25 protein-coding genes, 1 tRNA gene and 1 other annotated feature are annotated in these 23,449 nt (G+C 59.0%); of the genes, 15 read left to right on the top strand and 11 right to left on the bottom strand.

The window, feature by feature from the left end; all coding sequences use genetic code 11:
* Positions 1 to 122: 122 nt before the first annotated feature.
* Complete coding sequence (locus tag KORM41_RS07760) at positions 123 to 1,115, top strand: SAM-dependent methyltransferase (RefSeq protein WP_068147078.1); 993 nt, start codon at positions 123 to 125, stop codon at positions 1,113 to 1,115.
* On the opposite strand, the gene KORM41_RS07755 is transcribed toward KORM41_RS07760, so the two are convergent.
* Positions 1,116 to 2,018 carry a DMT family transporter gene (locus KORM41_RS07755; RefSeq protein WP_231727208.1) on the bottom strand — a complete coding sequence of 301 codons (903 nt, stop codon included), beginning with the start codon at positions 2,016 to 2,018 and terminating at the stop codon, positions 1,116 to 1,118. It lies immediately after the preceding gene.
* Positions 2,019 to 2,170: 152 nt separating this feature from the next.
* Between KORM41_RS07755 and acs the strand changes: the two genes are divergently transcribed.
* Both acs and KORM41_RS07745 read left to right on the top strand, forming a co-directional pair.
* Positions 2,171 to 4,108: an acetate--CoA ligase gene (acs, locus tag KORM41_RS07750; RefSeq protein ID WP_068147072.1), complete on the top strand. Its 1,938-nt coding sequence runs from the start codon at positions 2,171 to 2,173 to the stop codon at positions 4,106 to 4,108.
* Positions 4,109 to 4,242: 134 nt separating this feature from the next.
* Positions 4,243 to 4,923, top strand: coding sequence for a glutathione S-transferase family protein (locus KORM41_RS07745; protein ID WP_068147069.1), 681 nt, complete (start codon positions 4,243 to 4,245; stop codon positions 4,921 to 4,923).
* Positions 4,924 to 4,957: 34 nt separating this feature from the next.
* Here KORM41_RS07745 and KORM41_RS07740 read toward each other — a convergent pair whose 3' ends face one another.
* Entirely contained in the window at positions 4,958 to 5,578 is a 621-nt protein-coding gene (locus KORM41_RS07740; protein ID WP_068147065.1) for an alpha/beta family hydrolase, read from the bottom strand.
* 203 nt (positions 5,579 to 5,781) lie between these two features.
* Here KORM41_RS07740 and KORM41_RS07735 point away from each other — a divergent pair, with 203 nt between their 5' ends.
* From KORM41_RS07735 to KORM41_RS07725, 3 genes are all read left to right on the top strand, one after another.
* On the top strand, positions 5,782 to 6,294 hold the full coding sequence (locus KORM41_RS07735) for a SixA phosphatase family protein (RefSeq protein ID WP_068147060.1): 513 nt from the start codon (positions 5,782 to 5,784) through the stop codon (positions 6,292 to 6,294).
* A gap of 162 nt (positions 6,295 to 6,456) precedes the next feature.
* Positions 6,457 to 6,951 carry a tetratricopeptide repeat protein gene (locus tag KORM41_RS07730; RefSeq protein WP_068147058.1) on the top strand — a complete coding sequence of 165 codons (495 nt, stop codon included), beginning with the start codon at positions 6,457 to 6,459 and terminating at the stop codon, positions 6,949 to 6,951.
* Positions 6,952 to 7,095: 144 nt separating this feature from the next.
* Positions 7,096 to 7,755, top strand: a complete 660-nt coding sequence (locus KORM41_RS07725) for a hypothetical protein (protein ID WP_068147055.1) — start codon at positions 7,096 to 7,098, stop codon at positions 7,753 to 7,755.
* 12 nt (positions 7,756 to 7,767) lie between these two features.
* On the opposite strand, the gene KORM41_RS07720 is transcribed toward KORM41_RS07725, so the two are convergent.
* The 5 genes from KORM41_RS07720 to tsaD all read right to left on the bottom strand — a co-directional run bounded on the left by KORM41_RS07720 (position 7,768) and on the right by tsaD (position 11,071).
* On the bottom strand, positions 7,768 to 8,148 hold the full coding sequence (locus tag KORM41_RS07720) for a Rieske (2Fe-2S) protein (protein WP_068147053.1): 381 nt from the start codon (positions 8,146 to 8,148) through the stop codon (positions 7,768 to 7,770).
* Positions 8,148 to 8,558 (bottom strand): EVE domain-containing protein, encoded by a 411-nt coding sequence (locus KORM41_RS07715; RefSeq protein WP_068147050.1) that lies wholly within the window; start codon positions 8,556 to 8,558, stop codon positions 8,148 to 8,150. Before KORM41_RS07715 ends, KORM41_RS07720 begins: the two co-directional genes overlap by 1 nt.
* 9 nt (positions 8,559 to 8,567) lie before the next feature.
* On the bottom strand, positions 8,568 to 8,864 hold the full coding sequence (locus KORM41_RS07710) for a YciI family protein (RefSeq protein WP_068147047.1): 297 nt from the start codon (positions 8,862 to 8,864) through the stop codon (positions 8,568 to 8,570).
* 12 nt (positions 8,865 to 8,876) lie between these two features.
* Positions 8,877 to 9,866 carry an NAD(P)H-dependent glycerol-3-phosphate dehydrogenase gene (locus tag KORM41_RS07705; protein ID WP_068147044.1) on the bottom strand — a complete coding sequence of 330 codons (990 nt, stop codon included), beginning with the start codon at positions 9,864 to 9,866 and terminating at the stop codon, positions 8,877 to 8,879.
* Between the two features lie 86 nt (positions 9,867 to 9,952).
* Positions 9,953 to 11,071, bottom strand: a complete 1,119-nt coding sequence (gene tsaD, locus KORM41_RS07700; RefSeq protein ID WP_068147129.1) for a tRNA (adenosine(37)-N6)-threonylcarbamoyltransferase complex transferase subunit TsaD — start codon at positions 11,069 to 11,071, stop codon at positions 9,953 to 9,955.
* A 261-nt stretch (positions 11,072 to 11,332) separates the two neighbouring features.
* On the opposite strand from tsaD, the gene hemC reads away from it, so the two are divergent.
* The 8 genes from hemC to arfB all read left to right on the top strand — a co-directional run bounded on the left by hemC (position 11,333) and on the right by arfB (position 18,303).
* Positions 11,333 to 12,310 carry a hydroxymethylbilane synthase gene (gene hemC / locus KORM41_RS07695; RefSeq protein WP_068147042.1) on the top strand — a complete coding sequence of 326 codons (978 nt, stop codon included), beginning with the start codon at positions 11,333 to 11,335 and terminating at the stop codon, positions 12,308 to 12,310.
* The gene (locus KORM41_RS07690) at positions 12,307 to 13,005 is read left to right on the top strand and encodes a uroporphyrinogen-III synthase (protein WP_068147039.1); all 699 of its coding nucleotides are present in this window, start codon (positions 12,307 to 12,309) and stop codon (positions 13,003 to 13,005) included. Before hemC ends, KORM41_RS07690 begins: the two co-directional genes overlap by 4 nt.
* Positions 13,006 to 13,029: 24 nt before the next feature.
* Positions 13,030 to 14,298 carry a hypothetical protein gene (locus KORM41_RS07685; protein WP_156431932.1) on the top strand — a complete coding sequence of 423 codons (1,269 nt, stop codon included), beginning with the start codon at positions 13,030 to 13,032 and terminating at the stop codon, positions 14,296 to 14,298.
* Positions 14,295 to 15,689: a heme biosynthesis protein HemY gene (locus KORM41_RS07680; RefSeq protein WP_068147035.1), complete on the top strand. Its 1,395-nt coding sequence runs from the start codon at positions 14,295 to 14,297 to the stop codon at positions 15,687 to 15,689. Before KORM41_RS07685 ends, KORM41_RS07680 begins: the two co-directional genes overlap by 4 nt.
* 105 nt (positions 15,690 to 15,794) lie before the next feature.
* A tRNA-Thr gene (locus KORM41_RS07675) sits at positions 15,795 to 15,870 on the top strand.
* 176 nt (positions 15,871 to 16,046) lie between these two features.
* A complete protein-coding gene (locus KORM41_RS07670; RefSeq protein WP_068147029.1) occupies positions 16,047 to 16,580 on the top strand; it encodes a PAS domain-containing protein in 534 nt (177 codons plus the stop codon).
* Positions 16,577 to 17,824 (top strand): methyl-accepting chemotaxis protein, encoded by a 1,248-nt coding sequence (locus KORM41_RS22355; RefSeq protein WP_068147026.1) that lies wholly within the window; start codon positions 16,577 to 16,579, stop codon positions 17,822 to 17,824. Before KORM41_RS07670 ends, KORM41_RS22355 begins: the two co-directional genes overlap by 4 nt.
* A 56-nt stretch (positions 17,825 to 17,880) precedes the next feature.
* Positions 17,881 to 18,303 carry an alternative ribosome rescue aminoacyl-tRNA hydrolase ArfB gene (arfB, locus tag KORM41_RS07660; protein WP_068147024.1) on the top strand — a complete coding sequence of 141 codons (423 nt, stop codon included), beginning with the start codon at positions 17,881 to 17,883 and terminating at the stop codon, positions 18,301 to 18,303.
* Here arfB and KORM41_RS07655 read toward each other — a convergent pair.
* The 4 genes from KORM41_RS07655 to KORM41_RS07640 are packed head-to-tail and all read right to left on the bottom strand — an operon-like array spanning position 18,300 to position 22,094.
* On the bottom strand, positions 18,300 to 19,358 hold the full coding sequence (locus KORM41_RS07655; RefSeq protein ID WP_082719835.1) for an HD domain-containing phosphohydrolase: 1,059 nt from the start codon (positions 19,356 to 19,358) through the stop codon (positions 18,300 to 18,302). The genes arfB and KORM41_RS07655 overlap by 4 nt on opposite strands.
* On the bottom strand, positions 19,355 to 21,334 hold the full coding sequence (locus KORM41_RS07650) for an ATP-binding protein (RefSeq protein WP_068147019.1): 1,980 nt from the start codon (positions 21,332 to 21,334) through the stop codon (positions 19,355 to 19,357). Before KORM41_RS07650 ends, KORM41_RS07655 begins: the two co-directional genes overlap by 4 nt.
* The gene (locus tag KORM41_RS07645; protein WP_068147016.1) at positions 21,331 to 21,780 is read right to left on the bottom strand and encodes a type 2 periplasmic-binding domain-containing protein; all 450 of its coding nucleotides are present in this window, start codon (positions 21,778 to 21,780) and stop codon (positions 21,331 to 21,333) included. The genes KORM41_RS07650 and KORM41_RS07645 overlap by 4 nt, the downstream gene beginning before the upstream one ends.
* Positions 21,781 to 21,791: 11 nt before the next feature.
* Complete coding sequence (locus tag KORM41_RS07640) at positions 21,792 to 22,094, bottom strand: hypothetical protein (protein ID WP_156431931.1); 303 nt, start codon at positions 22,092 to 22,094, stop codon at positions 21,792 to 21,794.
* A gap of 87 nt (positions 22,095 to 22,181) precedes the next feature.
* Here KORM41_RS07640 and KORM41_RS07630 point away from each other — a divergent pair.
* A protein-coding gene (locus KORM41_RS07630) for an IS3 family transposase (RefSeq protein ID WP_156431930.1) occupies positions 22,182 to 23,410 on the top strand; the annotation gives its coding sequence in 2 pieces (ribosomal slippage) (positions 22,182 to 22,470 and positions 22,470 to 23,410; 1,230 coding nt in all).
* Positions 22,463 to 22,579, top strand: a sequence feature (AL1L pseudoknot). Its footprint overlaps the gene before it by 117 nt.
* Positions 23,411 to 23,449: the final 39 nt, after the last annotated feature.

Raw genomic sequence — 23,449 nt, 5'->3', positions numbered from 1 at the left:
AAATCTGCATGAAAACTGTCGATCGGGGCTTGCAAAATGTTCCCGATCGGTTTTCATATTGGTATCGGGAGGAAAAGGTATGCGGCTTTGGCCGCGCCTTTTGTAGTGCTTGGGTGTGAGATTTGGCAACGAAACAGAAGAAACCTGATGCGAAGGTACCACTGAAGCTGCGCCTTAAGGCTTGGTGGGAAGGTTACGACACAGACGATATCAAGAAGCGTCTGAGTGAGCGCGTTGGTGCGCCCGAGCAAGACCTTGGCGAAGAATTCAAACCCGAGCAGCCTAAAAATCTGAACGCCGAAAATCTTGATCCATGGGATGCAGCAACCGTCGATATCGCGCAATATATCTGGGGCAAGGGCTTCTGCGGCCCCGGAGGTCCGGACTATATCGTTTCCCTGTCAAAGCTTTTGGCGCTGAGCCCTGAAATGTCCATGCTGCAGATCGGCGCTGGCCTGGGTGGGCCTAGTCGCGTTCTGGTGGACCGCTTTGGTGTCTGGATCACCGGCTTCGAAGAATCGGAAATGCTGGTTGAGAAAGGTCGCAAGCTTTCCAAGATGGCGGGCCTGGAAAAAAAGGCCCAGCTTGAGCAGTATCAGCCGGAAAATTTTGAAGGCTTTGATCGGAAATATGATCGTGCTCTTTCCAAGGAAGCGCTGTTCACGATCGAAGACAAGTCCAACATGATCGCCAAGATCGAGGAAAAGCTGAAACCGGGCGGCCTGTTCCTGATGACGGAATATGTGATCGGTTCCGACGCGGTGCTGGGCAAAGACAAATATAAGGAATGGGTTGTAGGCGAACGCCGGCACCCCTTCCCTGTTCTCGCGGATGAACTTGTTGACCTGATGAAGAAGCATCACCTGCAAGTGCGAGTGTCCGAAGATATCAGCATGCAATATGTTGACATGATCAACCATGCGTGGGCCGGGGCCGACGAAGTGGCTGCCAAACTCGCGAAGCGGGAAGACGGCACAATGATGATCCAGACATTGATGCGGGAAGCCGAGTTCTGGACACGCCGCAAGAAACTTCTGGAAACAGGCGACCTCAAGCTTTGGCGTATTGTGGCGAACAAGAAGTCGGGCGGACCGTCGATGATGTCTGACTGGTAATCAACCAGCCGCTTTCATGATTTGCTGTCGTTTGCTTTGCCGGGCGATCCATATGCCGACCAGGACCGCGCTTGCTCCTGCCATATGAATAGGCCCAAGAGCCTCGCCAAAAAGCCACCATGCCCACAGGGCGGAAATCACTGGCTGGATCAAAAGACAAAGGGCACCCAGCGCCGCAGGCACATGCGCCAGCCCATAGACAATCAGGCTCTGCCCCAGGACGTGAGCGATCAGCGCAAGACCGATCAGCGGCGCCCATCCTTCGCTTGAGACAGGAAAGATGGGGCCGTCCACCCAAAGAAGCGGCAGGCTCAAGAGAATGCCGGACACCATGGCGGTGCCGGCCATCAATAGCGGCGCGTCCAAGACCTGTCTGGCGCGGGCCGCGCCGACAATATAGCCGCCATAGAGTACGGCGGTCAGGAGGCCGAGCATATCGCCGGGAATATAGGCTGGGTTCAGTTCCGCGTTGCGCCCCATCAGCAGCGCCGCGCCCCCAAGAGCGAGCACCATGCCGCCAAGGAAGCGCCCGTTAAAGCGTTCGCCAAACAGCACGAAGCTATAGAGCGCGGCGAATATGGTGGCCATATTCGCGAGCAGCGTTGAATTGGCCACGGTTGTCTTGGCGACCGACCAGTGCCAGGTGAAGAGTTCGGACGCAAACAGCAGTCCGACTAGCAAGATCCAGCGGCCTTCCTCCATAGAGGGCAAGAGGGATATTCTGCCTTTCTTTCGGGCGGTTAACCAATAGATGAAAATCAGCACAGGAGCGGCCATTGTCAGGCGCCAGAAAGCGGAAGCTGCTGGCGTTACGTCGGCAAGACGCATGAAGATAGCTGCGGAGCTGATGCCGATGGCACCGCAAACACAAGCGATAATGCCTCGCGTCGTCTGGTCTGGCATGCTGGTCATGGTGGGGAAGATAGCGTATTTTTCCGATTGAGCTAGGCCAAAAGCTACAAGCGAAAATACCGGAGCCTTACCCTGTGGGGGGACTTGCAACTGTGCCGCTCAGGGTGCATGATCGCCATTGCATTTATTGGAGGGAGTAGGCAATGAGCGAGCATTTCGTTTTTCCAGTACCAGCGTCGGCGCTTGAGGGTACGCACTGCACCAAGGAGCAATATGACGCTCTCTATGAGCAGTCCATCAACGACCCGGATGGGTTCTGGAAGGACCAGGCCGGTCGTATAGACTGGATGAAACCATTCACCAAGGTGAAGAACGCCAGCTTTAGCGGGGACATCTCCATCAAATGGTTCGAAGATGGCACGCTCAACGCGTCCGCCAACTGTATCGACCGTCACTTGCCGGAACGCGCGAATGATACCGCTATCATCTGGGAAGGGGACGATCCTGCCGACAGCAAGCACATCACCTTTAGCGAGCTTTATGAGCAGGTTTGCCAGTTTGCAAATGTGCTGAAGAAGCGCGGTGCAAAGAAGGGTGACAGGATCACCATCTATATGCCGATGATCCCGGAAGCCGTGTATGCGATGCTGGCCTGCGCGCGTATTGGTGCCGTGCATTCGGTCGTGTTCGGCGGCTTCTCGCCGGACGCCCTTGCTGGCCGTATCCAGGATTGTCAGTCCACCTTCGTGATCACCGCAGATGAAGGCCTGCGCGGCGCAAAGAAAGTGCCGCTGAAGGCCAATGTTGATACGGCGCTTGAGCAGTGCCCGGATGTTTCCAGCGTTGTGGTTGTCAGGCGGACTGGCGGCGAGGTTGCCTGGTCTGAAGGCCGCGATGTCTGGTATCACGAGGCTGCAGCGACTGTGCCTGCCGAATGCCCACCAGAAGAAATGAGCGCCGAAGACCCGCTTTTCATTCTGTATACGTCCGGCTCGACCGGCAAGCCGAAGGGGGTCCTCCATACCACCGGTGGCTATATGGTTTGGGCGGCCATGACGCATGAGTATGTGTTTGACTATAAACAGGGCGATATCTACTGGTGCACTGCAGATGTGGGCTGGGTGACCGGCCATACCTATATCGTTTATGGTCCACTCGCGAACGGTGCCACGACCCTCGTGTTTGAAGGTATCCCAACATACCCGGACGCTGGCCGGTTCTGGCAGGTGTGCGAAAAGCACAAGGTGAACATCTTCTATACCGCGCCAACGGCAATCCGGGCGCTTGAGCGGCTGGGTGACGAGTTTGTAACCAAGCATGACCGGTCATCAATCCGGCTTCTGGGGACGGTTGGCGAACCGATCAACCCTGAAGCCTGGCTATGGTACCACAAGGTGGTGGGTGAGGAGCGCTGCCCGATTGTTGACACCTGGTGGCAAACGGAAACAGGCGGCGTGATGATCTCGCCACTTCCCGGCGCCACAGACCTGAAACCGGGCTCCGCCACCAACCCGATGTTTGGTGTGAAGCCCGCCCTGGTGGATCAGGACGGCAATATTCTTGAGGGTGCGACATCAGGCAACCTCGTGATCACCGACAGCTGGCCGGGGCAGATGCGTTCTGTATTTGGGGATCATGATCGGTTCAAGCAAACCTATTTCTCTACATACAAGGGCATGTATTTCACGGGCGATGGATGCCGCCGCGATGAAGACGGCTACTATTGGATCACCGGACGGGTGGATGATGTGATCAACGTGTCCGGTCACCGCATGGGGACGGCTGAAGTGGAATCGGCCCTTGTTGAGCATGATCTGGTTGCGGAAGCCGCCGTGGTGGGATTCCCGCACGACATCAAAGGCCAGGGCATTTATGCCTATGTCACGCTTTTTGAAGGTGCTGAGTCGTCGGAAGAGTTGCGCAAAGAGCTGGTGGCGCTTGTTCGCCAGGAAATCGGCCCGATTGCGACGCCTGACTTTATCCAGTTCGCCCCTGCTTTGCCGAAGACGCGCTCTGGCAAGATCATGCGCCGGATTCTTCGGAAGATCGCTGAGAACGAATTCGGAAATCTGGGGGATACATCCACGCTCGCGGACCCGGGCGTTGTCGATGACCTGATCGAGAACCGCCAGAATAAATAGTGGATCCGGACAAACAGCGAATCCAGGGGGGCTTCAGGCCCCCTTTTTTCATGATGCCGAAAATGTGACTGGCTTGCCGCTTTAAACTTGTGCGGCAGGGCCTATCTTCATTGGCAACACGGAGAATGCGACACATGATCACCTTTTACACAGCTGCCACACCGAATGGCTACAAAGTCTCAATTGCGCTTGAAGAACTGGGCCTGCCCTATGAAATGAAGGCGATCGACCTGTCATCTGGTGCACAGAAAGAAGATTGGTTCACGGCCATCAACCCCAATGGCAGAATTCCTGCGATTGTTGACCATGATGCAGATGATTTTGCGGTTTTTGAATCCGGCGCCATTCTGATGTACCTGGCTGAAAAGACCGGCCAGCTGATGCCCCAGGATAGCAAGGGACGGTCATTGGTGACCCAATGGCTGATGTTCCAGATGGGTGGCCTTGGGCCGATGCAGGGGCAGGCGAATGTATTCTATCGCTATTTCCCTGAGAAGATCCCGGCAGTTATCGACCGCTACCAGAATGAAACGCTCAGGCTTTATGGCATTCTGGACCGACGCCTGGCGGAAAGCCCCTATCTGGCCGGAGACGCCTATTCCATTGCCGATATTGCGTGCTTCCCCTGGGTCATGGCCCATGGCTGGGCTGGCCTGTCGCTGGACGGGCTTGATCATCTGCAGGATTGGACGGAACGCCTCAAGGCTCGGCCAGCTGTCCAGAAAGGGCTGACAGTGCCGCCCCGGCCGGACCTGAATAAAGATGACAACAGCAAGAAGTTCGTCGAAGCCGCACAGAAGATGCTGCAGCGCTGAAGCTCCGGCGCTGGGGGTGCCAGCGCCGCTTTACCTATAAGGTTGCGGCGAAAGTGGCGATCGCATCCATGGCGGTGGCCCAATTGCCTTCTTGTGTGTAACCGGACGCCTTTCTGGGGCTCAGGTCATGGTTGCCGTCAGGGGCCCAGTGAACGGTGACGTTTGAAGGCAGGGAAAGGTTCTTCAGAAGCGCTGTGCCACCGAATGGGTCGCGCTCGCCCTGAATGATCAGGGTTGGTACTTCAATATCGGGAAAATGGTCGGTACGAACCTTTTCTGGCTTGCCGGGCGCATGAAAGGGATAGCCCAGGCAAACGAGGCCGTCGATGCCCAGCTGATGGTTCTCTGCGGTGAGCATACTCGCAATTCGGCCGCCCATGGACTTGCCACCAATAATCAGCGGCCTGCCTGCGGTCTCCACACCCCTGACCGCACCTTCATATGCCTCAAGAAGCTTTGGCGCCCTGTCTGGCGGCCGCTTTTTGCCGTCCTCCATGCGTTTGATCATATAGGGAAAGTTGAACCGAACGACCTGGAATCCTTTTTGCGCCAGGCCTTCAGCGAAGGTTGCCATGAAAGGATGTTCTGCACCTGCTCCAGCCCCGTGGGCAAGTACAATGGTTCCCTTTTCAGCCTGTCCGTCGATCATAAGCATTATGCCCTCCCTTTTTGCTGCAGCCTGTTTAGCAGGCCTGCTGCCTAGATCAATGCCTGCTGCGGCCAGGCGCTGTCGTTTCCCTGCATTTTTCTGGGCCTATCAAGGCAAACTTGTTCGTGCTTTCGCGAATTTGGATTAAGCTTTCGCGGCTTTGAAAAGGTCTACCCAACTTGGTGCTGATCCCAATGAAAGGATGCTTGATGGCCAGATTATATCTTCTAAGGCACGCGAAGTCCGATTGGGGCGCTGGACTGCCGGACCATGATCGGCCGCTCAATGACCGGGGCCGGCAAGCTGCGGCGCAGATGGGGCGTTGGCTATCGAAGGACGAAAACTTACCGAAGCTGGTCATATGTTCCACGGCGCAGCGAACGCGGGAAACTCTCGAAACCCTATCTGAGGCAGGGAACCTCTCATTTGATGTCCTCTATGAACCGTCTCTTTATGGTGCCGGCACAGAGACCATTCGCCGGATTATCAAGGCGGATGCCGGACAGCATCAGGCTGTTCTTTTGGTGGGCCATAATCCCGGATTTCAGGATATGGCAATCAGATCGGCCAAAACGGGCGACAGTTCGACTGTTCGTCAATTAAGGATCAAATACCCCACCTGCGCGCTCAGCATTTTCGAATTTGAAGCGCCCACCCTTGAACAGGCCGATCTCGACCGCGGTAATCTGCTGAAATTTGTCCGGCCAAGAGATCTGGATTAAGCCAAACGAAGGCTTAGTTGTCTCCATTCGTACGCCTGTGTGATACTATAACCAATCGGTCAAGGACGCTTCGCTGATGCACTATCCCGGTTCAGCCGGAATTGTGGTAAGATGAAACATCTGATCCGTTGATCGGTAGGGGGAAAACGAAAGGAGATCGTTATGCGGACTACTTTTCGCTACCTGCTGGCTGCAACTGCGGCACTGGCGATTTCGGGCATGGCCAATGCCTACACCTATAACATCGTTCTCAAGGCTTCGGATTTGCTGAAAAAGGGCCGAGAGATGATACAGGTGGGCAATACGGAGAAAGCGCGTGTGATTTTCACTGCTGCGCTGGATCGGGACCTGACAGATTGGCAGCGTGCGCGGGCCCACAACGGCATGTGCGTTGCGCTCATTATGGAAGAGGCCTGGTCAGAGGCTCTGGATCATTGCAACACAGCCATCCGTATCGTGCCCAATAACTGGCGCTTCTACAACAATCGGGGCAATATCTACCTTGAAACGGGTGAGATCGATCTGGCGCTTGAGGAATACAGGCGTGGGCTTGAAATGGCACCCCAGTCTTATGTGATTAAACGTAATATCGAACTGGCCAGCCTGCGCGCAAAAGACTCCGGTGCGGATCATCCGCAGACCATGCGCCCCACCTAAGGGCGGTTACCGGAAATTTAGCTGCAGGAGCAGGGGCTTGATAAGCTAAAGTTTGTTCTGGTACGCCATCAGGCCACTTCCCACCGGACGATGGGGGTGCTAAGAGGGGCATTGACGTTTTTTGGGGAGTAATTGCGTGTGCCGATGAAATTGCGCTATTTGCTACTGCTGCTGTTACCCATGCTTGCAGCGTGCGACCCCATTGCACAGGCGCCGTCTTCCCCACCAGCCGTCGTAGGTACGCGCGCTGTTATCCAGCGCCACCGTCAGGAAATCTACGCAGAAATAACCGCTGTCACCGGCAAACTGGTGACGACCGAAATGTATATTCGGGGCGAGCCTATTGCCGAGTTCAGCGCATACCGCGGCCTGTATCCGGTAAGTGGCCGCGAATCTCACTATCAATATGAAGCAGATTTCGATGAAGCGATCCTGGAGCAACTGTTTCCGCTTGCTGTTGGCAAAGAGGTCAGTTTTTCAGGCAATATCAAGCGCCTGGATCGTGGCACAGCTTATAATTTCTGGTCTCATATTTCTGTTGTCGGGGAAAAGACGCTGAACCTTTCGTCTGGCGACAGGAAGGTCTTTGTTGTTGATATCGTGACAGAAACCAGCAGCAGCAGTCGCACCAAGCGCAAGACCCAAACAGTGTATTTCGACCCGGAGCTTTCGATGGTGCTCAAGTCTGTCCAGCATGAGGACGGATACAAGGACTATTGGTTCGTGATCTCGGTGGAGCGCCCGGGTGAAGGCACAAACCGCACGGCTCCGCCGCAACCGCGCTCAGGCACCGTCATCATCTGACCTGAAGATACGCTAAAGCGAATACAAGCCACCGTCCCTGACCTCAAAGGCGACGGCGCGCAAGTGATCGCCCTTGCATGGACCACGCACGCACAGCCCGGTCAGCGGATCAAAAAGCGCGCCGTGCGTTCGGCAGATCAGCCGCTTGTTGGTCGTATCCAGAAAGCGGTCACCGAACAGGTTGAGCGGCGTGCCGGCATGGGGGCACCGGTTTTCATACACATGGAATTGCCCATCAAAACGCTGGACCAGAAGCTGCAATCTGTGTGTGCCTTCCCGGAAAACGATATCCTTGCCGCCATGCTCGGGCAGGTCGTCCAGTTTCACGAGAAGCGTTCCAGGAGGGATGCCGACGGCCGTGTCCTCTAGGGCAAGCGGGGGCGGTGCTCTCATCAGTCCAATCCGGCCAGTTTCGTCAAGACCTTCCAGGCCTCTGGGTCAATCGGCATTACGGATAGCCGCGGCTGGCGGACGAGCGCGAGGTGGCTGAGATCTGGGATTGCCTTGATGTTGGCAAGGCTTATGGGCGTTTTGGCTTTGGCTTTGGCGCGCAAGTCCACCAGACAGAATTTGCCATTTGGGTCATCCGGGTCTGGATAAGGCCCCTTCGCGACTTCGCACAGCCCAACAATTTCGCGCGCTTTGCCGGAATGGTAAAACAGGACCAGGTCACCTTCCGCCATTGCCCGCATGTTGTTTTGGGCCTGATGGTTGCGCACACCTGTCCAGGGCTCGCTCTCTACCCCGCATTGATCCTGCCAGGACCAGTCTTCGGGCTCAGATTTTACCAGCCAGAAAGCCACGGCAGCCCCCTAGGCCGGGATCCAGTCGCCGGCCACGGCTTTCCAGGGCTTGATCTCGACCGCTTCAAACAGCCCCGCAGTGGCATAAGGGTCATTTTCGGCGAAAAGCCGCACCGCGCCTTCGCTGGCGGCATCGATGATGATCATGCTGCCCACGGGTTTGGGGTCGTCGCCGGGGGACAGGATCGGGCCCGCAACTTTGATGCGGTTACCCGCTCCCTTGATATAGTCCAGATGGGCGGGCCGGTTGGCCATGCGCAGGTCGACGCTGTCGGGTTTGTCGTGGGCGAGGATCATGAACAGCATGGCTGTCTCCTATCAGCTTTCGGATGTGAAAGGGCGGGAAAGAAGGGTTTCGGTAATGGTGCGTACGTCCTGCCCTTCCTTGAGAATCTGGTAAACGGCGGCGGTGATAGGCATATCAAGGCCTTTCTCCGTCGCAATTTTATGAACGATTTCAACGGTATGGGCGCCTTCGGCTACTGACCGGCGCTCTGCCATGATATCGGCGAAGGTGCGGCCTTCGCCGATGGCTTTGCCAAGCGACATGTTGCGCGACTGAGTCGACGAGCAGGTCAGGATCAGGTCTCCAAGGCCGGACAGGCCCATCAGTGTTTCCCGCTCCGCGCCGTAGAGCGCGCCAAAGCGCATGATTTCAGCCAGCCCCCGGGTGATAACAGCCGCGCGGGCGTTCTCGCCAATACCAAGCCCCGCCACGATGCCGGTCGCGATGGCCAGTACATTCTTGATGGCGCCGCCAATCTGTGCGCCCACCACATCATGGTTATAGTAGGGGCGGAAGGTGGGCTGGCCGATGGCTTCAATCAATTGGTTTCCAACCGTGTTGTCTGCTGCGGCAAGCGTGAGCGCACACGGCATGTTGCGCGCAACCTCAATCGCGAACGTGGGGCCGGAAAGTACAGCCACGGGGTTTTCCGGGCATTCCTCGGCCACAGCTTCGGAGAGGAGCTTGCCGGTCGCGACTTCGATCCCCTTGGAGCAGATCACAAGCGGCACATGGCTGCCAATATGCTGGCCCAAGTCCCGCACCATGGTGCGCAGATGCTGCGCAGGCGCAACAAGAAGAATGGCATCACGGTCGCCCAAATCCGCAAGGTCTCCGGTGGCCTTCAAGGCAGGGTCAAGGTCGGCATCCGGTAGGAAAAGGGTGTTTATGTGGGTGTCGTTGATTGAGGCCACAACTTCCGCTTCCCGCGCCCACAAAAGGGTGTCGCGCCCGGCCCGCGTTGCTGCTGCTGCCAGTGCTGTGCCCCAGGCACCGCCGCCAAGTACACCGATTTTCTGCACCTGTCTCTCCCCAAAAACTCATAGCTTATTCTGATGAAAAAGGCATGCGCCCAGATTGCCCGGCAATTGGCGGGGAGGCAAGAAGCTTATGCCTTTGCGCCCTTTTTTCCTTTACCCACCATAGGCTTGGCATCGTCATCGAGCGGCCAGCGCGGCCTTGGCGCTTCATCCATATCGTTGATAGCCGGATCCACCAGGAAGCGCTCAAGCCCAGCCCAGGCGATCATGGCGCCATTGTCTGTGCACAGGCTCATAGGCGGCGCGGAGAAACGCATGCCTTCCTGTTCCGCCAGCGCCTCAATGCGGCCGCGCAGGTAGCTGTTGGCTGCCACCCCGCCGGCGACAACAAGCGGAAAGGCGCCGCTTCCTGCGGTTTCGCGGAACATCGCTATGGCATTCCTGAGCCTGTCGATCAGGCAGTCCCCCAGCGTCTGTTGAAACGCGGCGCAGATATCGTTGCGGTCCTTGATGGTGAGCACGCCTTCGACCGCGACGCATTCTTCGGCCAGACGCCGCACGGCGGTCTTGAGGCCGGAGAAGGAAAAATTGCAGCCCGGCTTGCCCACCATGGGCTTCGGAAGCTTGAAGCGGCCTGCCCGCCCTTCGCGTGCCGCGGCCTCTACCGCCGGGCCGCCGGGATAGCCCAGCCCCAGTAATTTTGCTGTCTTATCAAAGGCTTCGCCCGCCGCATCATCGATGGTTGTCCCAAGCCGCGTGAACTCACCAACCCCGGTGACGGCGAGGATCTGGCAGTGTCCGCCGGAGACCAGCAGCAGCAGGTAGGGGAAGCTGACATCTTCCACCAGCCGCACTGTCAGCGCGTGGCCTGCCAGATGATTGACGGCGACAAAAGGCTTTCCGCTGGCGGTGGAGATTGCTTTGGCTGTCATGACACCGACCATCAACCCACCCACCAGTCCCGGCCCGGTAGTGGCGGCGATGGCGTCCAGGTCATCAAAGCCGAGATCAGCATCTTTCATAAGGGATTCCAACAACTTATCCAGATGGGAGATATGCTGGCGCGCGGCAATTTCCGGCACCACGCCGCCAAATTCGGCATGGTCATCAATCTGACTCAGTACCCTGTGCGCAAGGACCTGCCGGTCCGCGCTGACGATGGCGGCGGCGGTTTCGTCGCAGCTGGTCTCAATCCCCAGAACAAAGGGGCGCTGCGCCTGTTTTGCCGTGCTTGACTTGTCTTCCACCACTGAATTCCTGTTCGGCCCAAAAAGGGCACATATCATGCTCTCGGTGTGCCCTAATGGCACAAAAGGGCACACCCATAGGGCCCAAAAGTGCCCCAGAAGTGTCCAATGGGCGGGGCATATTGTCTCAGCTCATGTGCTACTTGGGCATCTTGCCCCATTTGGGCTTTAGCCTGATAGCAGAAAGTTCTATAAGCCAGAGAATGATCACGCGGTTGATCACCCTCAGCCGCGCCCGCAATAGCACCAGAAGAGGCATCCGTGCAAGAAGCGACCAGCAGCAAAAAGACCCTCAGGATTGGAACCCGTGGCAGCCCGCTTGCGCTGGCACAAGCCGAAGACGTGAAAGCGCGCCTTGTGGCGGCCCATGCGCACCTTAGCGAGGACAATGTGGAAATCGTGGTAATCAAGACCACCGGCGACCGCATCCTGGACCGGCATTTGATGAATGCGGGCGGCAAGGGCCTGTTCACCAAGGAAATCGAAGACGCGCTCCTATCGGGTGATATCGACTGCGCGGTGCATTCCTCGAAAGATATGCCGACTCACCTGCCGGAAGGCCTGGCGCTGACCGTGTTCCTGAAGCGCGAAGACCCGCGCGACGTGTTCATGAGCGCAAGCGTCAACCGTTTCGGGGACCTGCCCAAGGGCGCAACGCTGGGTACGGCGTCACTCCGCCGCCGGGCGCAGGCGCTGAGGCTGAGGCCAGACCTGAAGGTGGTCACCTTCCGCGGCAATGTGCAGACCCGGCTCAAGAAACTGGCTGCGGGCGAGGCTGAAGGCACCTTTTTGGCGCGCGCCGGCCTGAACCGCCTGGGCATGAGCGACAAGGCGACCGAGACACTGCCTGTCAGCGATTTCCTGCCGGCGCCTGCACAAGGCGCGGTGACGGTTGAGGTGCGCACCTCTGACGGCGCGATGATTGCCCTTCTGAAGCCGCTGCACTGCGTTGAGACAGCGCTGGCGGTGACGGCTGAGCGCGCGTTCCTGAGTGCGCTGGACGGCAGTTGCCGCACGCCCATCGCGGCGCATGCCAGCCTTGATGGCGGCCGCCTGACGCTGAAGGCGCAGCTTTTGTCGCTGGACGGCACCCAGGTATTTGAAAAAACGGGTGACTGCGCCGCAGAGATTGACCGCGCCGCCGACCTCGGTAAAGATATCGGGGCACAGATACGCAAAGATGCGGGTGAAGCCTTTTTTGAGGATCTCGCCCGCGCCATCGAAGCGGAGATAGAATGACCACAGTCCTGATCACGCGCCCCATGGAAGAAGCCACGCCGACCGCAGAGAAGCTGGAGGCGCTTGGCCACCGGGTGATCATCGCGCCGATGATCCAGATCGACCCTGTATCGTTTGAAATCCCGGACGAAGACCGCAGCCTGATTGTAACCAGCAAGAACGGCGCCCGCCTTGGCCTGGCCAACATTGGCAACAAGGACCGCCCGATTTTCGCGGTGGGTGAGGAAACGGCCAATCAGGCCCGCAAGCTTGGTTTCACCAATGTCACCGCTGGCCCGGGCACCGCGCGCCAGCTGGTGCCGATCCTTCTGGACGAGGGGCTTTCCGAGAAGCGCAAATATACGCACCTGGCGGGTAACGTGATCAGCTACAATATCACTGACGTCCTGCGCGGTGAGGGAATTGATGCCGACACCCGTGTGACGTACCAGTCGCGGCCGCTCCGGTCCTTTTCTGCTGGTGTGCAGGAGTCTCTGGAAGAAGGTGAAATCGATGTCGCCCTCTTTTATTCGCCGCGTACAGCCACCACATTTGAGGAAGCGGCGGCAGAATATGGCCGGTCCGACTGGCTTTCGAAGATAGATGCGGTGGCGCTTTCAACCCGCGTTGCCCAGAACCTGATCGGGCCTTGGCGGTCTGTCCGCTATGCCATCATACCCACCGAAAAGGCACTCTTCAGCCAGATCGAAGACTAAGGGGACCCCAAACGGGGCATGCTTGTGAGCGACAAAGATACAGACAAGGCGCCTGACGCCGCTTCTGATAAGCCAGACGAGCCCGAGATCATCGAGGCTACCATCATCGATGAGACACCTGAGCCAGAAAGGGCGTCTCAGGGAAAATCATCTGATACCTCAGCAGCCAAGTCATCTGGCACGACTTCGCCAAAAAAAGCCGACATGGGTACTGGCACCAAGCTGGCTTGGGGCCTTGTCGGCCTGATGGGTGCTTTCGGCGCGGGTGTCTATTTCGCCCCCCGGTTCGCGCCTGGGCTGGCCAGCCTGGGGATCAATCTGGCCCCACCACCAGCCAATACTTCTGCCCAGACGACTTTTGATAGCAAGCCGCTTGAAGATGCGGTGGAAGACCTGAAGGCGGCCTTTGCCCGCCAGCAGGAGATTCTGGCGCAGCAGGCCGAAGACCTGAAGGCTGCCAGCGCGGCGCGCGATGCCCTGCAGGCTGACCTGAACCAGCTGGCGGCTGCGGGTGCCGGTGGCACGGCCGCGCCTTCGGTTGCCCCTGAAAGACTTGCTTCGCTGCAGGCGGAAATCACCCGGCTGACGGACGATGTGGCGCGGCTTTCGACCCTTTCGAATGAAGCTGACCCGGGTGTTGTGGAACTCAAGGGCGCGCTTGCGCTTGCGCGCAGTGAGGCCGCAAGCCTCAAGGCACGACTGAAGGCGGTTGAGGATACGCTTTCAAGCGTGCAGGCCGGGGCGCTGGAAGCATCCCCGCGCGGTCGGATCGTGCTGGCGCTTGGCCGCATGCGGGACCGGGCGCTCACAGGCCAGCCGTTTGGCGCCGACCTTGGTGCGCTCAGGCCCGATTTTGCCGCCCTGCCGGCCCTCGATCAGCAGATGATCGGCGCTGACATCGGTTACCTTGAAAGCCATGCTGGCGGCATCGCAAGCTATGACACCTTGGTCGCGGAGTTCGACGGTGTCGCGGCCGCGGCGGTCAATGCAGCAGACAAGGCGGAAGGCAGTTTCCTTGCGAACCTTTTCTCAAGCCGCCGTACGGATGCGGGCGCAACTGGACTTGACGCTGAACTGGTGAAAGCCGAACGACTGCTGCTCGCGCGCGATGTTGCGGGGGCGGCCAAGGTACTCGCCGGCCTTGAAGGCCCCGCGCTTGAAGCCACAGCCACGTGGCGCAGCCGTGCCGAAGCCTATGCGGGCGTGAGCCGGGCATTCGACCGCCTGATCGCGCGCGTGTCGTCATCGACCGTACCCCTTCCAATCGGACAAATGACCGGGGGCGGCCAATGATCCGCCTGTTCCTTTGGGTGGCTGCGATCCTGCTTGTGGCGTGGGCCGCTGCCCTGCTTGCTGATAACCCTGGCGCCGTGACCATCGATTTCGCCGGGCGGCGGGTTTACACCAGCTTTGCCTCCATGGTGCTTTTTGCTGCCATAGTGGCGTCGGTAACGGCCGGGACGGTATGGCTTGTTGGCTGGATCAGGCGCGATATGCCTGTTCTTGGCAAGAATGCGGAAATCAAGCGCCAGGGCCGGGGGCTTAAAATGCTCAACCAGTCGCTCGTTGCGCTTTCGGCTGGCGATCACAAGCTCGCGAAAAAGCTGGTGGAACAGGCCGAAGTGCTGCTGCCGCCCCAACCCATGGTGCATCTGATCGCGGCAGAGGCCGCCACCCGCGGCGGCGACCATAAGGCTGCCCAGGCACGCTATCAGGCGCTGGAGAAAACCGAAGACGGGCGCTTCCTGGGGCTTCGCGGTCTTGTGCAGGAAGCCCGCAGGCTGGGGCGTGAAAACGAAGCGCTTCGCCTTGCGCGTACGGCCTTTGCAGAAAACAGGAAAAGCCCCTGGGTGCTCAAAACCCTGTTTGCGCTTGAAGTCGCAGCCGGCAACTGGGTGGAAGCCGAAGATGCACTTTCGAAGGTTTCACGTGAAAAACTTCTGGAATCAAAGGTGGTTAGCCGCCACAAGGCTGCGCTCGCCTTTGCCCAGGCCACAGAGAAGAATCTGAAGGGTGACCGCGACGGTGCCCGCAAGGATTTCAAGAAAACGCTGCAGCTACGGCCCGATTTTGCGCCTGCGGCTGCTGCACTCGCCAAGCTTGAATATGCAAGCGGCAACAAGAAGCGCGCGGAGAAAATCATCAGGGATGTCTGGTCCCGCACGCCGCACCCAACGCTTGCCCGCGTTTTCAAGGAACTGGACGCAGCCGAAAGCGGCGCAGACTGGCTCAAGCGCGTGCGCTCGCTTACAGATGCAAACCCCGATGACGCACAGTCCTTGCTGTTGCTGGCCGACGCGCTGATGGACGCGCGCGACTATGACGCTGCCAAGCCGGTGCTGGAGAAGCTGACGCGTGAGGCACCAACCCGCGCGGCCTGGCAATATCGGCTCGCGCTCGCGCACGCGCTCGGCGAAAACCCCGATCCGATCGAGGCCGCGCTGGCCCACGCGGAAGATGGTGCGCGCTGGGTCTGTTCCGATTGCGGCCATACGCCCAAAGGCTGGGCGCCGCTTTGTGGCAGCTGCGGCGGGTTTGACAGCTTCCGCTGGCACGCGGGCGAAGCGGTCGCGCAGGCGAAAAAAGACCCGGGCGAAGCCCCGATCGCCATGCTGGTGGGCTCCAATGGCCCGTCGGCGGACGCGGTGCTGGATGGGGATGAGGCCGAGCGTTTGGGCGCCTGACACGCCCTTCGCCGCGCCTAAAAATACTTGTCTCGCCTTTTGCCATCCGCTATATACGCCGCCTGTACGGGGCTCCCTGCCCTGGGGACATTGCTTGATGCAAGGGCCGCTTTAGCTCAGTTGGTAGAGCACATCATTCGTAATGATGGGGTCACGTGTTCGAGTCACGTAAGCGGCACCATTTCCTCCCTGCCTCCACGGCAAAGGGCTCGCGTGTTTTCCTGCCTCTGAACGAAATTTTCCGTTTTTTTCGGTAAATCAATTGATCGTTCTATCAATTAAAATAAATTTAACACAAATCCGATACCCCTTGGTTTGAAGGCAGGGTGGGGAACCTGTTAGCGATTGGGATGCATTATGTCAGTAAAATCAGGCGTGGTTCCTGTTGATGAGGAAATCACGTTTCCAAGTAACGAGATTATCGTCTCGAAAACCGACCTGAAGGGTCGGATTCTTTATGCCAATGATGTCTTTTGCCGGGTGGCGGAAATGACCACCAGCGATGTGATCGGCCAGCCGCACAGCATCATCCGGCATCCGGATATGCCGCGCGCCGTGTTCAAGCTGTTGTGGGACCAGATCTCTAACGGTCATGAGATTTTCGCCTATGTGAAAAACATGTCCGCCACCGGCAAATATTATTGGGTGCTGGCACATGTCACGCCTTCCCTGGCGCCGGACGGCAGCATTGTCGGCTACCATTCCAATCGCCGCGTGCCGCCAAAGAAGGGGCTTGAGGCCATCAAGCCGCTCTATCGGGAACTTCTGGACATTGAGAAGTCGCACAAGAACGGGCAGGAAGCGCTGGCGGCCTCAACCGCGCGGCTACAGGCCATGCTCTCTGGCGCGGGGCAGGACTATGACAGCTTTATCTGGAGTGTGGCGGCATGAGTTGGCTTGGAAAACTGAAGAAAAACGGTGGCGCTGAGAGCAGCCGCATTGCCGAGCTTGAACGCGCGCTCGAGGAAGAGCGGGTGAAGAACGACATGATGAGTGCCGCCTGCAAGCGCCTGACCGAGGTTGCGCGCGAGGTTGCATCGGGCAATATGGAGGCCCGGATCACCGATTGGGACAAGTTCGGCCCCATGTCTGGCGCGCTGACGGATTTCAACCGGATTCTGGACCTGACAGACGCCTATATCCGGGAATCGGACGCGGCCCTTCAGGCTGCCTCCGAACACCGCTTCTACCGCCGTTTCCTTGAGACCGGCATGGCGGGCGCCTTCGGGGCCGGCGCGCATCATATCAACGAAATCTGCGACAAGATGCAGGCTGCCGAAGCACGCGAGCAGGAGCACCGCGAAGAAGTGGCGTCGTCGTTCGAGGCCAGCGTGATGGGTGTCGTGACATCGCTTACGAGCGCGGTCGAGCAGGTCCGCGCCACCGCGCAGCAGCTGACCCGCTATGCCGATGAGAACCAGTCCATGGCCACGGGCGTGGCGGCGGCGGCCGAACAGGCGACAATGAATGTACAGACCGTGGCGGCAGCAGCAGAGGAGCTGACAGCATCGGTGGAAGAAATCGCGCGGCAGGTGAACACATCTTCGGCCCGGTCGGGCGAGGCGGCTGTCGAGGCAGGCGAAGCGTCAGAGACCATCAATTCACTGAAGACGGCAAGCGACACCATCGGCGACGTGATCCGCCTGATCAATGACATTGCCGAACAGACCAACCTCCTGGCGCTTAACGCCACCATCGAGGCCGCGCGCGCAGGCGAGGCGGGCAAGGGCTTTGCCGTTGTGGCGAACGAGGTGAAGTCGCTGGCATCGCAGACCGCCAAGGCCACCGGTGACATTGGCACCCAGGTGCAGTCGATCCAGGCCAACACCGACACCACGGTGACGGCCGTGAGCCATATCGCGGACAGCATCCACTCCCTCAATGAAATCGCGGCGGCCATCGCGTCGGCAACCGAGGAACAGTCGTCCGCGACGATGGAGATCAGCCGGAATATCCAGGAAGCGTCGCAGGGCACGCAGGAAGTGGCGCGCAATATCGAGCAAGTCAGCTCGACCGCCGAGCAGACCCACACAGCCGCAGGCGAACTGTCGCGCGCGGCGGATGACCTGGCGCAGACCGTAGAGACCCTGAAGGCGCAGTCCGATGCCTTTGTTGCGAGCGTGCGCAGCACTTAGAACCCACGCCCCGCGCCGAAGATTGCAATTCGGGGCGGGTGCGCTATGGTCGCTGCATGCTTGAAATTGCGCCCCATATCCAGATTGACGAAGCTGAGATCCAGCTGACGGCCAAGCGCGCGTCGGGCCCGGGCGGCCAGCATGTCAACAAGGTCTCGACCGCTGTTGAGCTGCGGTTCAACGCGCGGGCGTGTGCGGCCATCAGCAATGAGATGTTCATCCGGCTGAGGAAGATTGCGGGCCGGCGCATGACAGCCGCCGGCGAGATTGTGCTGATGTCAGACACGCATAGGAGCCAGATCGACAACAAGCGCGCGGTCACCAAACGCCTGACCGACATGCTGAAGGCGGCGACCAAACGCCCCAAGTTCCGCGTGGCAACCAAGCCGTCGAAAGCCTCAAAGGAACGCCGCATCACCGCCAAGAAAACCATGGGCGACCGCAAGAAGATGCGCGGCAAGCTGAAGCTGGTGGACTAGCGGCCTTCCTTGGCCGCCACGTCCGGATCGTCATGGGCGTGATAGTCGCGCATGATCTCCGCGATCCTCCCGCGCTCATGCAGCTTGAAGAAGGCGTCGATCACATCGGGGTCGAACTCACCGCCGCGCCCATTCTTCAGAAGGCCGAGCGTTTTCTCGAGCGGCCAGGGTTCCTTGTAGGGGCGCTTCGATGAGAGCGCATCGAACACGTCCGCCACCTTGGCGATGCGCGCCGAAAGCGGTATTTCATCCGCCTTCAGGCCCTTCGGGTAGCCGCTGCCGTCCCAGTTTTCATGGTGGCCGCCCGCGATTTCGCGCGCCACCTGATAGAAGGCGTTTTCGCCCAAAATGCGCACGCCGTTATCGGGGTGCTGGCGCATCACGTCCCACTCGTCCGCGTCCAGCTTGGCGGGCTTCTGCAAAATCGCGTCCGGCACAAACAGCTTGCCCACGTCATGAAGGATGCTCATCACCCCCATATGCTTCGCGGTGTCGCCGTCTATGCCCAGTTCAAGCGCCAGCGCTTCGGTATAGTGCTGCACCCGCTGCACATGATAGCCCGTGTCTTCGTCCTTGCCCTCGCACGCCACCGACAGCATGGTGATGGCGTCTTCATAGGCCTGCTCAAGCTCGGCTGATGTCATCTTCAGCTGCTGATCGAGCGCCAGCGCCTCAAGCGCGCGCACCACCGTCAGGCGTAGCATCTCCGGCTCCCACGGCTTGGTGATATATTTGTAAATCTGCGCGTCGTTGACGCAGTTCACCAGCGCTTCGATGTCTGAGTAGCCGGTCAGCAGGATACGCACGGCATCCGGCTGCTGTTCGCGCGCGACCGCCAGCACCTTGTCGCCGGTCACATCCGGCATGCGCTGGTCGCAGATGATCAGATGCACGGGCTCGGACTTGATGATGTCGATGCCCTTCTGCCCGCCATCTGCCTTCAGAATGCGAAATTCCTTGCGGAAGGCCCGCCACAGGCTGTCGAGGATGTCGGGTTCGTCATCAACGAACAGAAGTGTGAATTTGTCTGCATTCGGGGGCGAAAGTCTGGTCATGCGTCGTCATCCTTTGCATGAATGGGCAGGGTGATGGTGAAAGTGGTACCTTCACCGGGCGTGCTTTCCACTTCAAGCGTGCCGCCGTGTTTTTCAATGATACCATAGGAGATGGAGAGCCCGAGCCCCGTGCCTTCGCCCACTTTCTTGGTGGTGAAGAAGGGATCGAAGATGCGCTCGATCACGCCTTCAGGGATGCCGGGGCCGGTGTCCGCAATGCGGATCACTGCGTTTTCCCCGTCGCGCTTGGTCACAAGCGTGATCTTGCCGCTTTCGCCCATCGCCTGGACGGCATTGAAGATGATGTTGGTGAACACCTGGTTGATCTGGCCTGCGTGGCAATCCACCGGGGCGCTGAGGCCATAGTCTTTTTCAACCTCGATCCCGCCCTTAATGAAATGGTTGAGGATCGCCAGCGTGTCGTCCAGGCCCTTCTCAAGGCTGACGGATTTTTTCTCGGCCTCGTCAAGGCGGGAGAAGCTCCTGAGCGCCAGCACAATTTCCTTGATGCGGGACGCCCCGGCCATGCCGCTTGAGACGATCTTCTTCAGGTCTTCGCGCACTAGGTCGATGTCATGATCGTCAATTTTGCCCTCAATGACGGCCTTGGCGTCATCGGGCATGGGCACGTGGCGGATTTCGTCCAGCAGTGCCAGAATCTCGTCGGCATATTCCTCAATGTGCGGGAAGTTGGCGTAGATGAAGCTGATGGGGTTATTCAGTTCGTGCGCCACACCAGCCACCAGTTGGCCGAGGGACGCCATCTTTTCAGATTGCACCAGCTGGCTTTGGGTGGTCTTGAGTTGCTCGAACGCTTCCTGCAATTGGGCGTTGGCGCCGGAAAGCTCGGCCGTGCGTTCCTCGACGCGCTTTTCCAGTGTCAGGTTCAGCTTCTCAAGCCGCTCCAGCACATCTTCGCGCTCACGCGAGGTTTCCTGCAGGCTTTCCGCCATGGTGTTGAAAGCGCGGGCGAGGCTGCCGATCTCATCACCCGCCTGCACATTGGCCCTTAGCGACAGGTCGCGCGCGCTGGTGATGCTGCTGACTGTCTTTTCAAGCGTGTTCACGGGGTCAGTCAGCCGCCGCGCCATCCAGCGGATGCCGAAATGGATGGGCACATAAAGCGCCGCGCCAAGCGCCAGAAGCTGTAGCGCCACACGCGTGATGGCGGCACTGATGGTGGCTTCCGGTTTGGCGGAAATCACTGCCCATCCGGTCAGGCTGCCGGTCGCGGCATCGGCGTGCCCGGTAATATAGCGTTCGCCCCCCAGCATCAGCGCCCTGAGGCCCGCGTTATCGGTGGGCAGGGCCGTATCAGGCATGGGCAGGTGGGCTGCAAGAAGCGGTGTGTGGGTTTCCTCGCTCACCAGCAGGGTGGGCAGGCCGTCTTCCGCCATGATGGTTTCCACCACATGCCAGGGCACGGTGGCCACCAGCGTACCAATGGGGGCCTTGCCGCCGAAGCGTGCCGCAATCGGCGCCTTGAGCGCCACGATCTCCCCGGTGTCTGCACCGCCCGCAAGAGGCATCGGCCCCTTGCCCTCAAACCGAAGCGGGTCGCCCGCTTCCAGCCGCCAGGCGTCGGGGATCGTCAGCTCCGTATCCACCGGGTGGGACGCGGCCACGATGAAGCCTTCGGCGTCAAATACATAAACGTCACCCTCAAGGGCATATTGGTCATGCAGTTCCGCCAGCGTGCGGCTGATCCTTTTGTCTATGTCGGCAGAGAAGATATCGTTCATCACCTCAAGCCGGGTCCAGGCCGTAACATTGGTGGCGAGCGACTGGAAATAAGCCTCAACCCGCCCGAGCTTCTGGCTGGCGATCTGCCTAAGCGCGCCTGCTTCCGTGTCCTGCAGGCTCCCACGTACGCTGGTGAGTACCACGGCCGCCGTCAGCGCGTAGGTCACGATGAAGATGCCGATGAGCGACAGCATCAGCTTGCGCCGGATCGAGCTGTCCATCCATTTGATCACGGGATTTCCCCCAGCACGCGCACACCTTCGGGGACCTTATCGGCCACCACATAGCCGATGGCTCCGTCCACATTGCGCACAAAGGCGGCCATGGCGGCGTCGGATTCCTGCACCACGGGCGGCATGAAGCCCTTGAACTGCATCTGGTTCCAATAGTTGGCCAGCGATCGCATGCTGCGGCCCAGCACTTTTTCTGTGAATTCCCGCCGCGCAGGGCTGGAGGCCTCGCGGTTCACGGGCACCACGGGGCTGCCGTCCGGCCACACCTGGCGCTTGAGCATGAAGATGCGGTTCAGCTCTTCAAGCTCCATCGCTTCCACCGGCACATTCTTGTTGGCGATGATCAGCATCTTTTCCTCGGCTGACGCTTTCGCGCTCAGCATCAGGGATGCCATGACCACCATCAGGGCTCGTGCCGGGGAGCGGTATATGAAGGCGCGCTTCACTGTGGCACCCCCTAAAACAGGACCGCGAGCGAGGCCTTGAAGCCCTGCTCGATGTCCAGTTCCTGCCCCCACTGGGTGACATATTCAAGCTTCCACACCACCGGTGGTTTGGGGCGGTAGCTGAAACCGAAAAGCGCATTTTCGGACGCGTTTACAAAATCGCGGTCCTTGAAATATTCATACCGCGCATGGAGCGCCCAGCGCTCATCAATATTGTAGCTGGCTTGCCCGTATACGCCGAATTCGCTGTCGCGCACGCGCATCGCCTTGGGGCTATGGAGCCAGGTTTGCGTCAGCTCTGACCTCAGTTCCACGGGGCCGAACACCAGGTGCGCGTCGGCGCCGATCTGAACCGCCCCGGGATTGCCGGAGGCTCCAACTTCTGAGTAAAAGGAGCCATTATGAGCAAGACCACGAACAAATTTTCACCTGAAGTCCGCGACCGTGCGGTCCGCATGGTATTTTCCCATGAGGGCGATTATCCGTCCCGTTGGGCAGCGATTGTATCCATCTCCAGCAAGATTGGCTGTGTCCCTCAGACCCTGAACGAATGGGTCAAGAAAGCAGAGGTGGACAGCGGCCAGCGGGCTGGTATGCCGACCGAGGTTGCCGACAAGCTGAAGGCCCTTGAACGGGAGAACCGGGAACTGAGGCAAGCCAACGAGATCTTGCGCAAGGCATCGGCTTATTTTGCCCAGGCGGAGCTCGACCGCCCACTGAGACGTTGATCAGTTTTATCGACGAGCACCGGGACCTGTATGGGGTCGAGCCGATCTGTCGTTTGCTGCAGATCGCCCCATCCACATACCACCACCATCTGGCCTGTCGCCGTGACCCGTCACTTCTGTCTGCACGGGCACAGCGCGATATGGCACTGAAGCCGGAGATTGCCCGTGTCTTTGAGGAGAACTTTCTGGTCTACGGTGTCCGCAAAATATGGCGTCAACTCGGCCGTGAAGGCTTTCATGTGGCCCGCTGCACAGTCGAGCGTCTGATGCGCGAGATGGGGCTACAAGGCGCCATTCGAGGCAAGCCTGTTCGCACCACCTTTAGCGACAAGTCAGCCCCTTGTCCACTTGACCAAGTGAACCGCGAGTTCCATGCCCCGGCACCCAACATGTTGTGGGTGTCTGACTTCACTTATGTCGCCACATGGCAGGGCTTTGTTTATGTAGCTTTTGTCATTGATGTGTTTGCCAGGCGCATCGTTGGCTGGCGGGTCAGCAGGACGGCACATACGGGCTTTGTGCTGGACGCACTTGAACAGGCTCTGCATGACCGCAGGCCAGCAAGAAAAGGCGGGCTTATCCATCACAGTGACCGGGGCAGCCAGTATGTCTCGATCCGATACACCGAACGCTTGGCAGAAGATGGTATCGAACCATCGGTTGGCAGCGTCGGGGACAGTTACGACAACGCACTCGCCGAGACGATCAACGGGCTCTACAAGGCCGAAGTCATCCATCGGCGAGGGCCGTGGCGGTCATTTGAGATGGTTGAATTTGCGACGCTTGAATGGGTCGACTGGTTCAATCATCGACGCCTGCTGGAGCCAATCGGCAACATTCCACCTGCCGAGGCTGAGAGAAATTACTACGCCATGCTGGACGAACGCCCCATGGCCGCTTAACTTAAACCAACCTGCCTCCGACAATCCCGGGGCGGTTCA

Source organism: Kordiimonas lipolytica (assembly GCF_001550065.1).
The sequence above is the reverse complement of the archived record's forward strand: the minus strand, read 5'-3'. Positions and strand labels throughout refer to the sequence as shown.

What these genes read in the sequence shown, in the direction of transcription:
- KORM41_RS07755 (WP_231727208.1), bottom strand. Translation starts at nt 2,018, where the DNA reads ATGCCAGACCAGACGACGCGAGGCATTATCGCTTGTGTTTGCGGTGCC.
- acs (WP_068147072.1), top strand. Translation starts at nt 2,171, where the DNA reads ATGAGCGAGCATTTCGTTTTTCCAGTACCAGCGTCGGCGCTTGAGGGT.
- KORM41_RS07745 (WP_068147069.1), top strand. Translation starts at nt 4,243, where the DNA reads ATGATCACCTTTTACACAGCTGCCACACCGAATGGCTACAAAGTCTCA.
- KORM41_RS07740 (WP_068147065.1), bottom strand. Translation starts at nt 5,578, where the DNA reads ATGCTTATGATCGACGGACAGGCTGAAAAGGGAACCATTGTACTTGCC.
- KORM41_RS07735 (WP_068147060.1), top strand. Translation starts at nt 5,782, where the DNA reads ATGGCCAGATTATATCTTCTAAGGCACGCGAAGTCCGATTGGGGCGCT.
- KORM41_RS07730 (WP_068147058.1), top strand. Translation starts at nt 6,457, where the DNA reads ATGCGGACTACTTTTCGCTACCTGCTGGCTGCAACTGCGGCACTGGCG.
- KORM41_RS07725 (WP_068147055.1), top strand. Translation starts at nt 7,096, where the DNA reads ATGAAATTGCGCTATTTGCTACTGCTGCTGTTACCCATGCTTGCAGCG.
- KORM41_RS07720 (WP_068147053.1), bottom strand. Translation starts at nt 8,148, where the DNA reads ATGAGAGCACCGCCCCCGCTTGCCCTAGAGGACACGGCCGTCGGCATC.
- KORM41_RS07710 (WP_068147047.1), bottom strand. Translation starts at nt 8,864, where the DNA reads ATGCTGTTCATGATCCTCGCCCACGACAAACCCGACAGCGTCGACCTG.
- KORM41_RS07690 (WP_068147039.1), top strand. Translation starts at nt 12,307, where the DNA reads ATGACCACAGTCCTGATCACGCGCCCCATGGAAGAAGCCACGCCGACC.
- KORM41_RS07680 (WP_068147035.1), top strand. Translation starts at nt 14,295, where the DNA reads ATGATCCGCCTGTTCCTTTGGGTGGCTGCGATCCTGCTTGTGGCGTGG.
- KORM41_RS07670 (WP_068147029.1), top strand. Translation starts at nt 16,047, where the DNA reads ATGTCAGTAAAATCAGGCGTGGTTCCTGTTGATGAGGAAATCACGTTT.
- KORM41_RS22355 (WP_068147026.1), top strand. Translation starts at nt 16,577, where the DNA reads ATGAGTTGGCTTGGAAAACTGAAGAAAAACGGTGGCGCTGAGAGCAGC.
- arfB (WP_068147024.1), top strand. Translation starts at nt 17,881, where the DNA reads ATGCTTGAAATTGCGCCCCATATCCAGATTGACGAAGCTGAGATCCAG.
- KORM41_RS07655 (WP_082719835.1), bottom strand. Translation starts at nt 19,358, where the DNA reads ATGACCAGACTTTCGCCCCCGAATGCAGACAAATTCACACTTCTGTTC.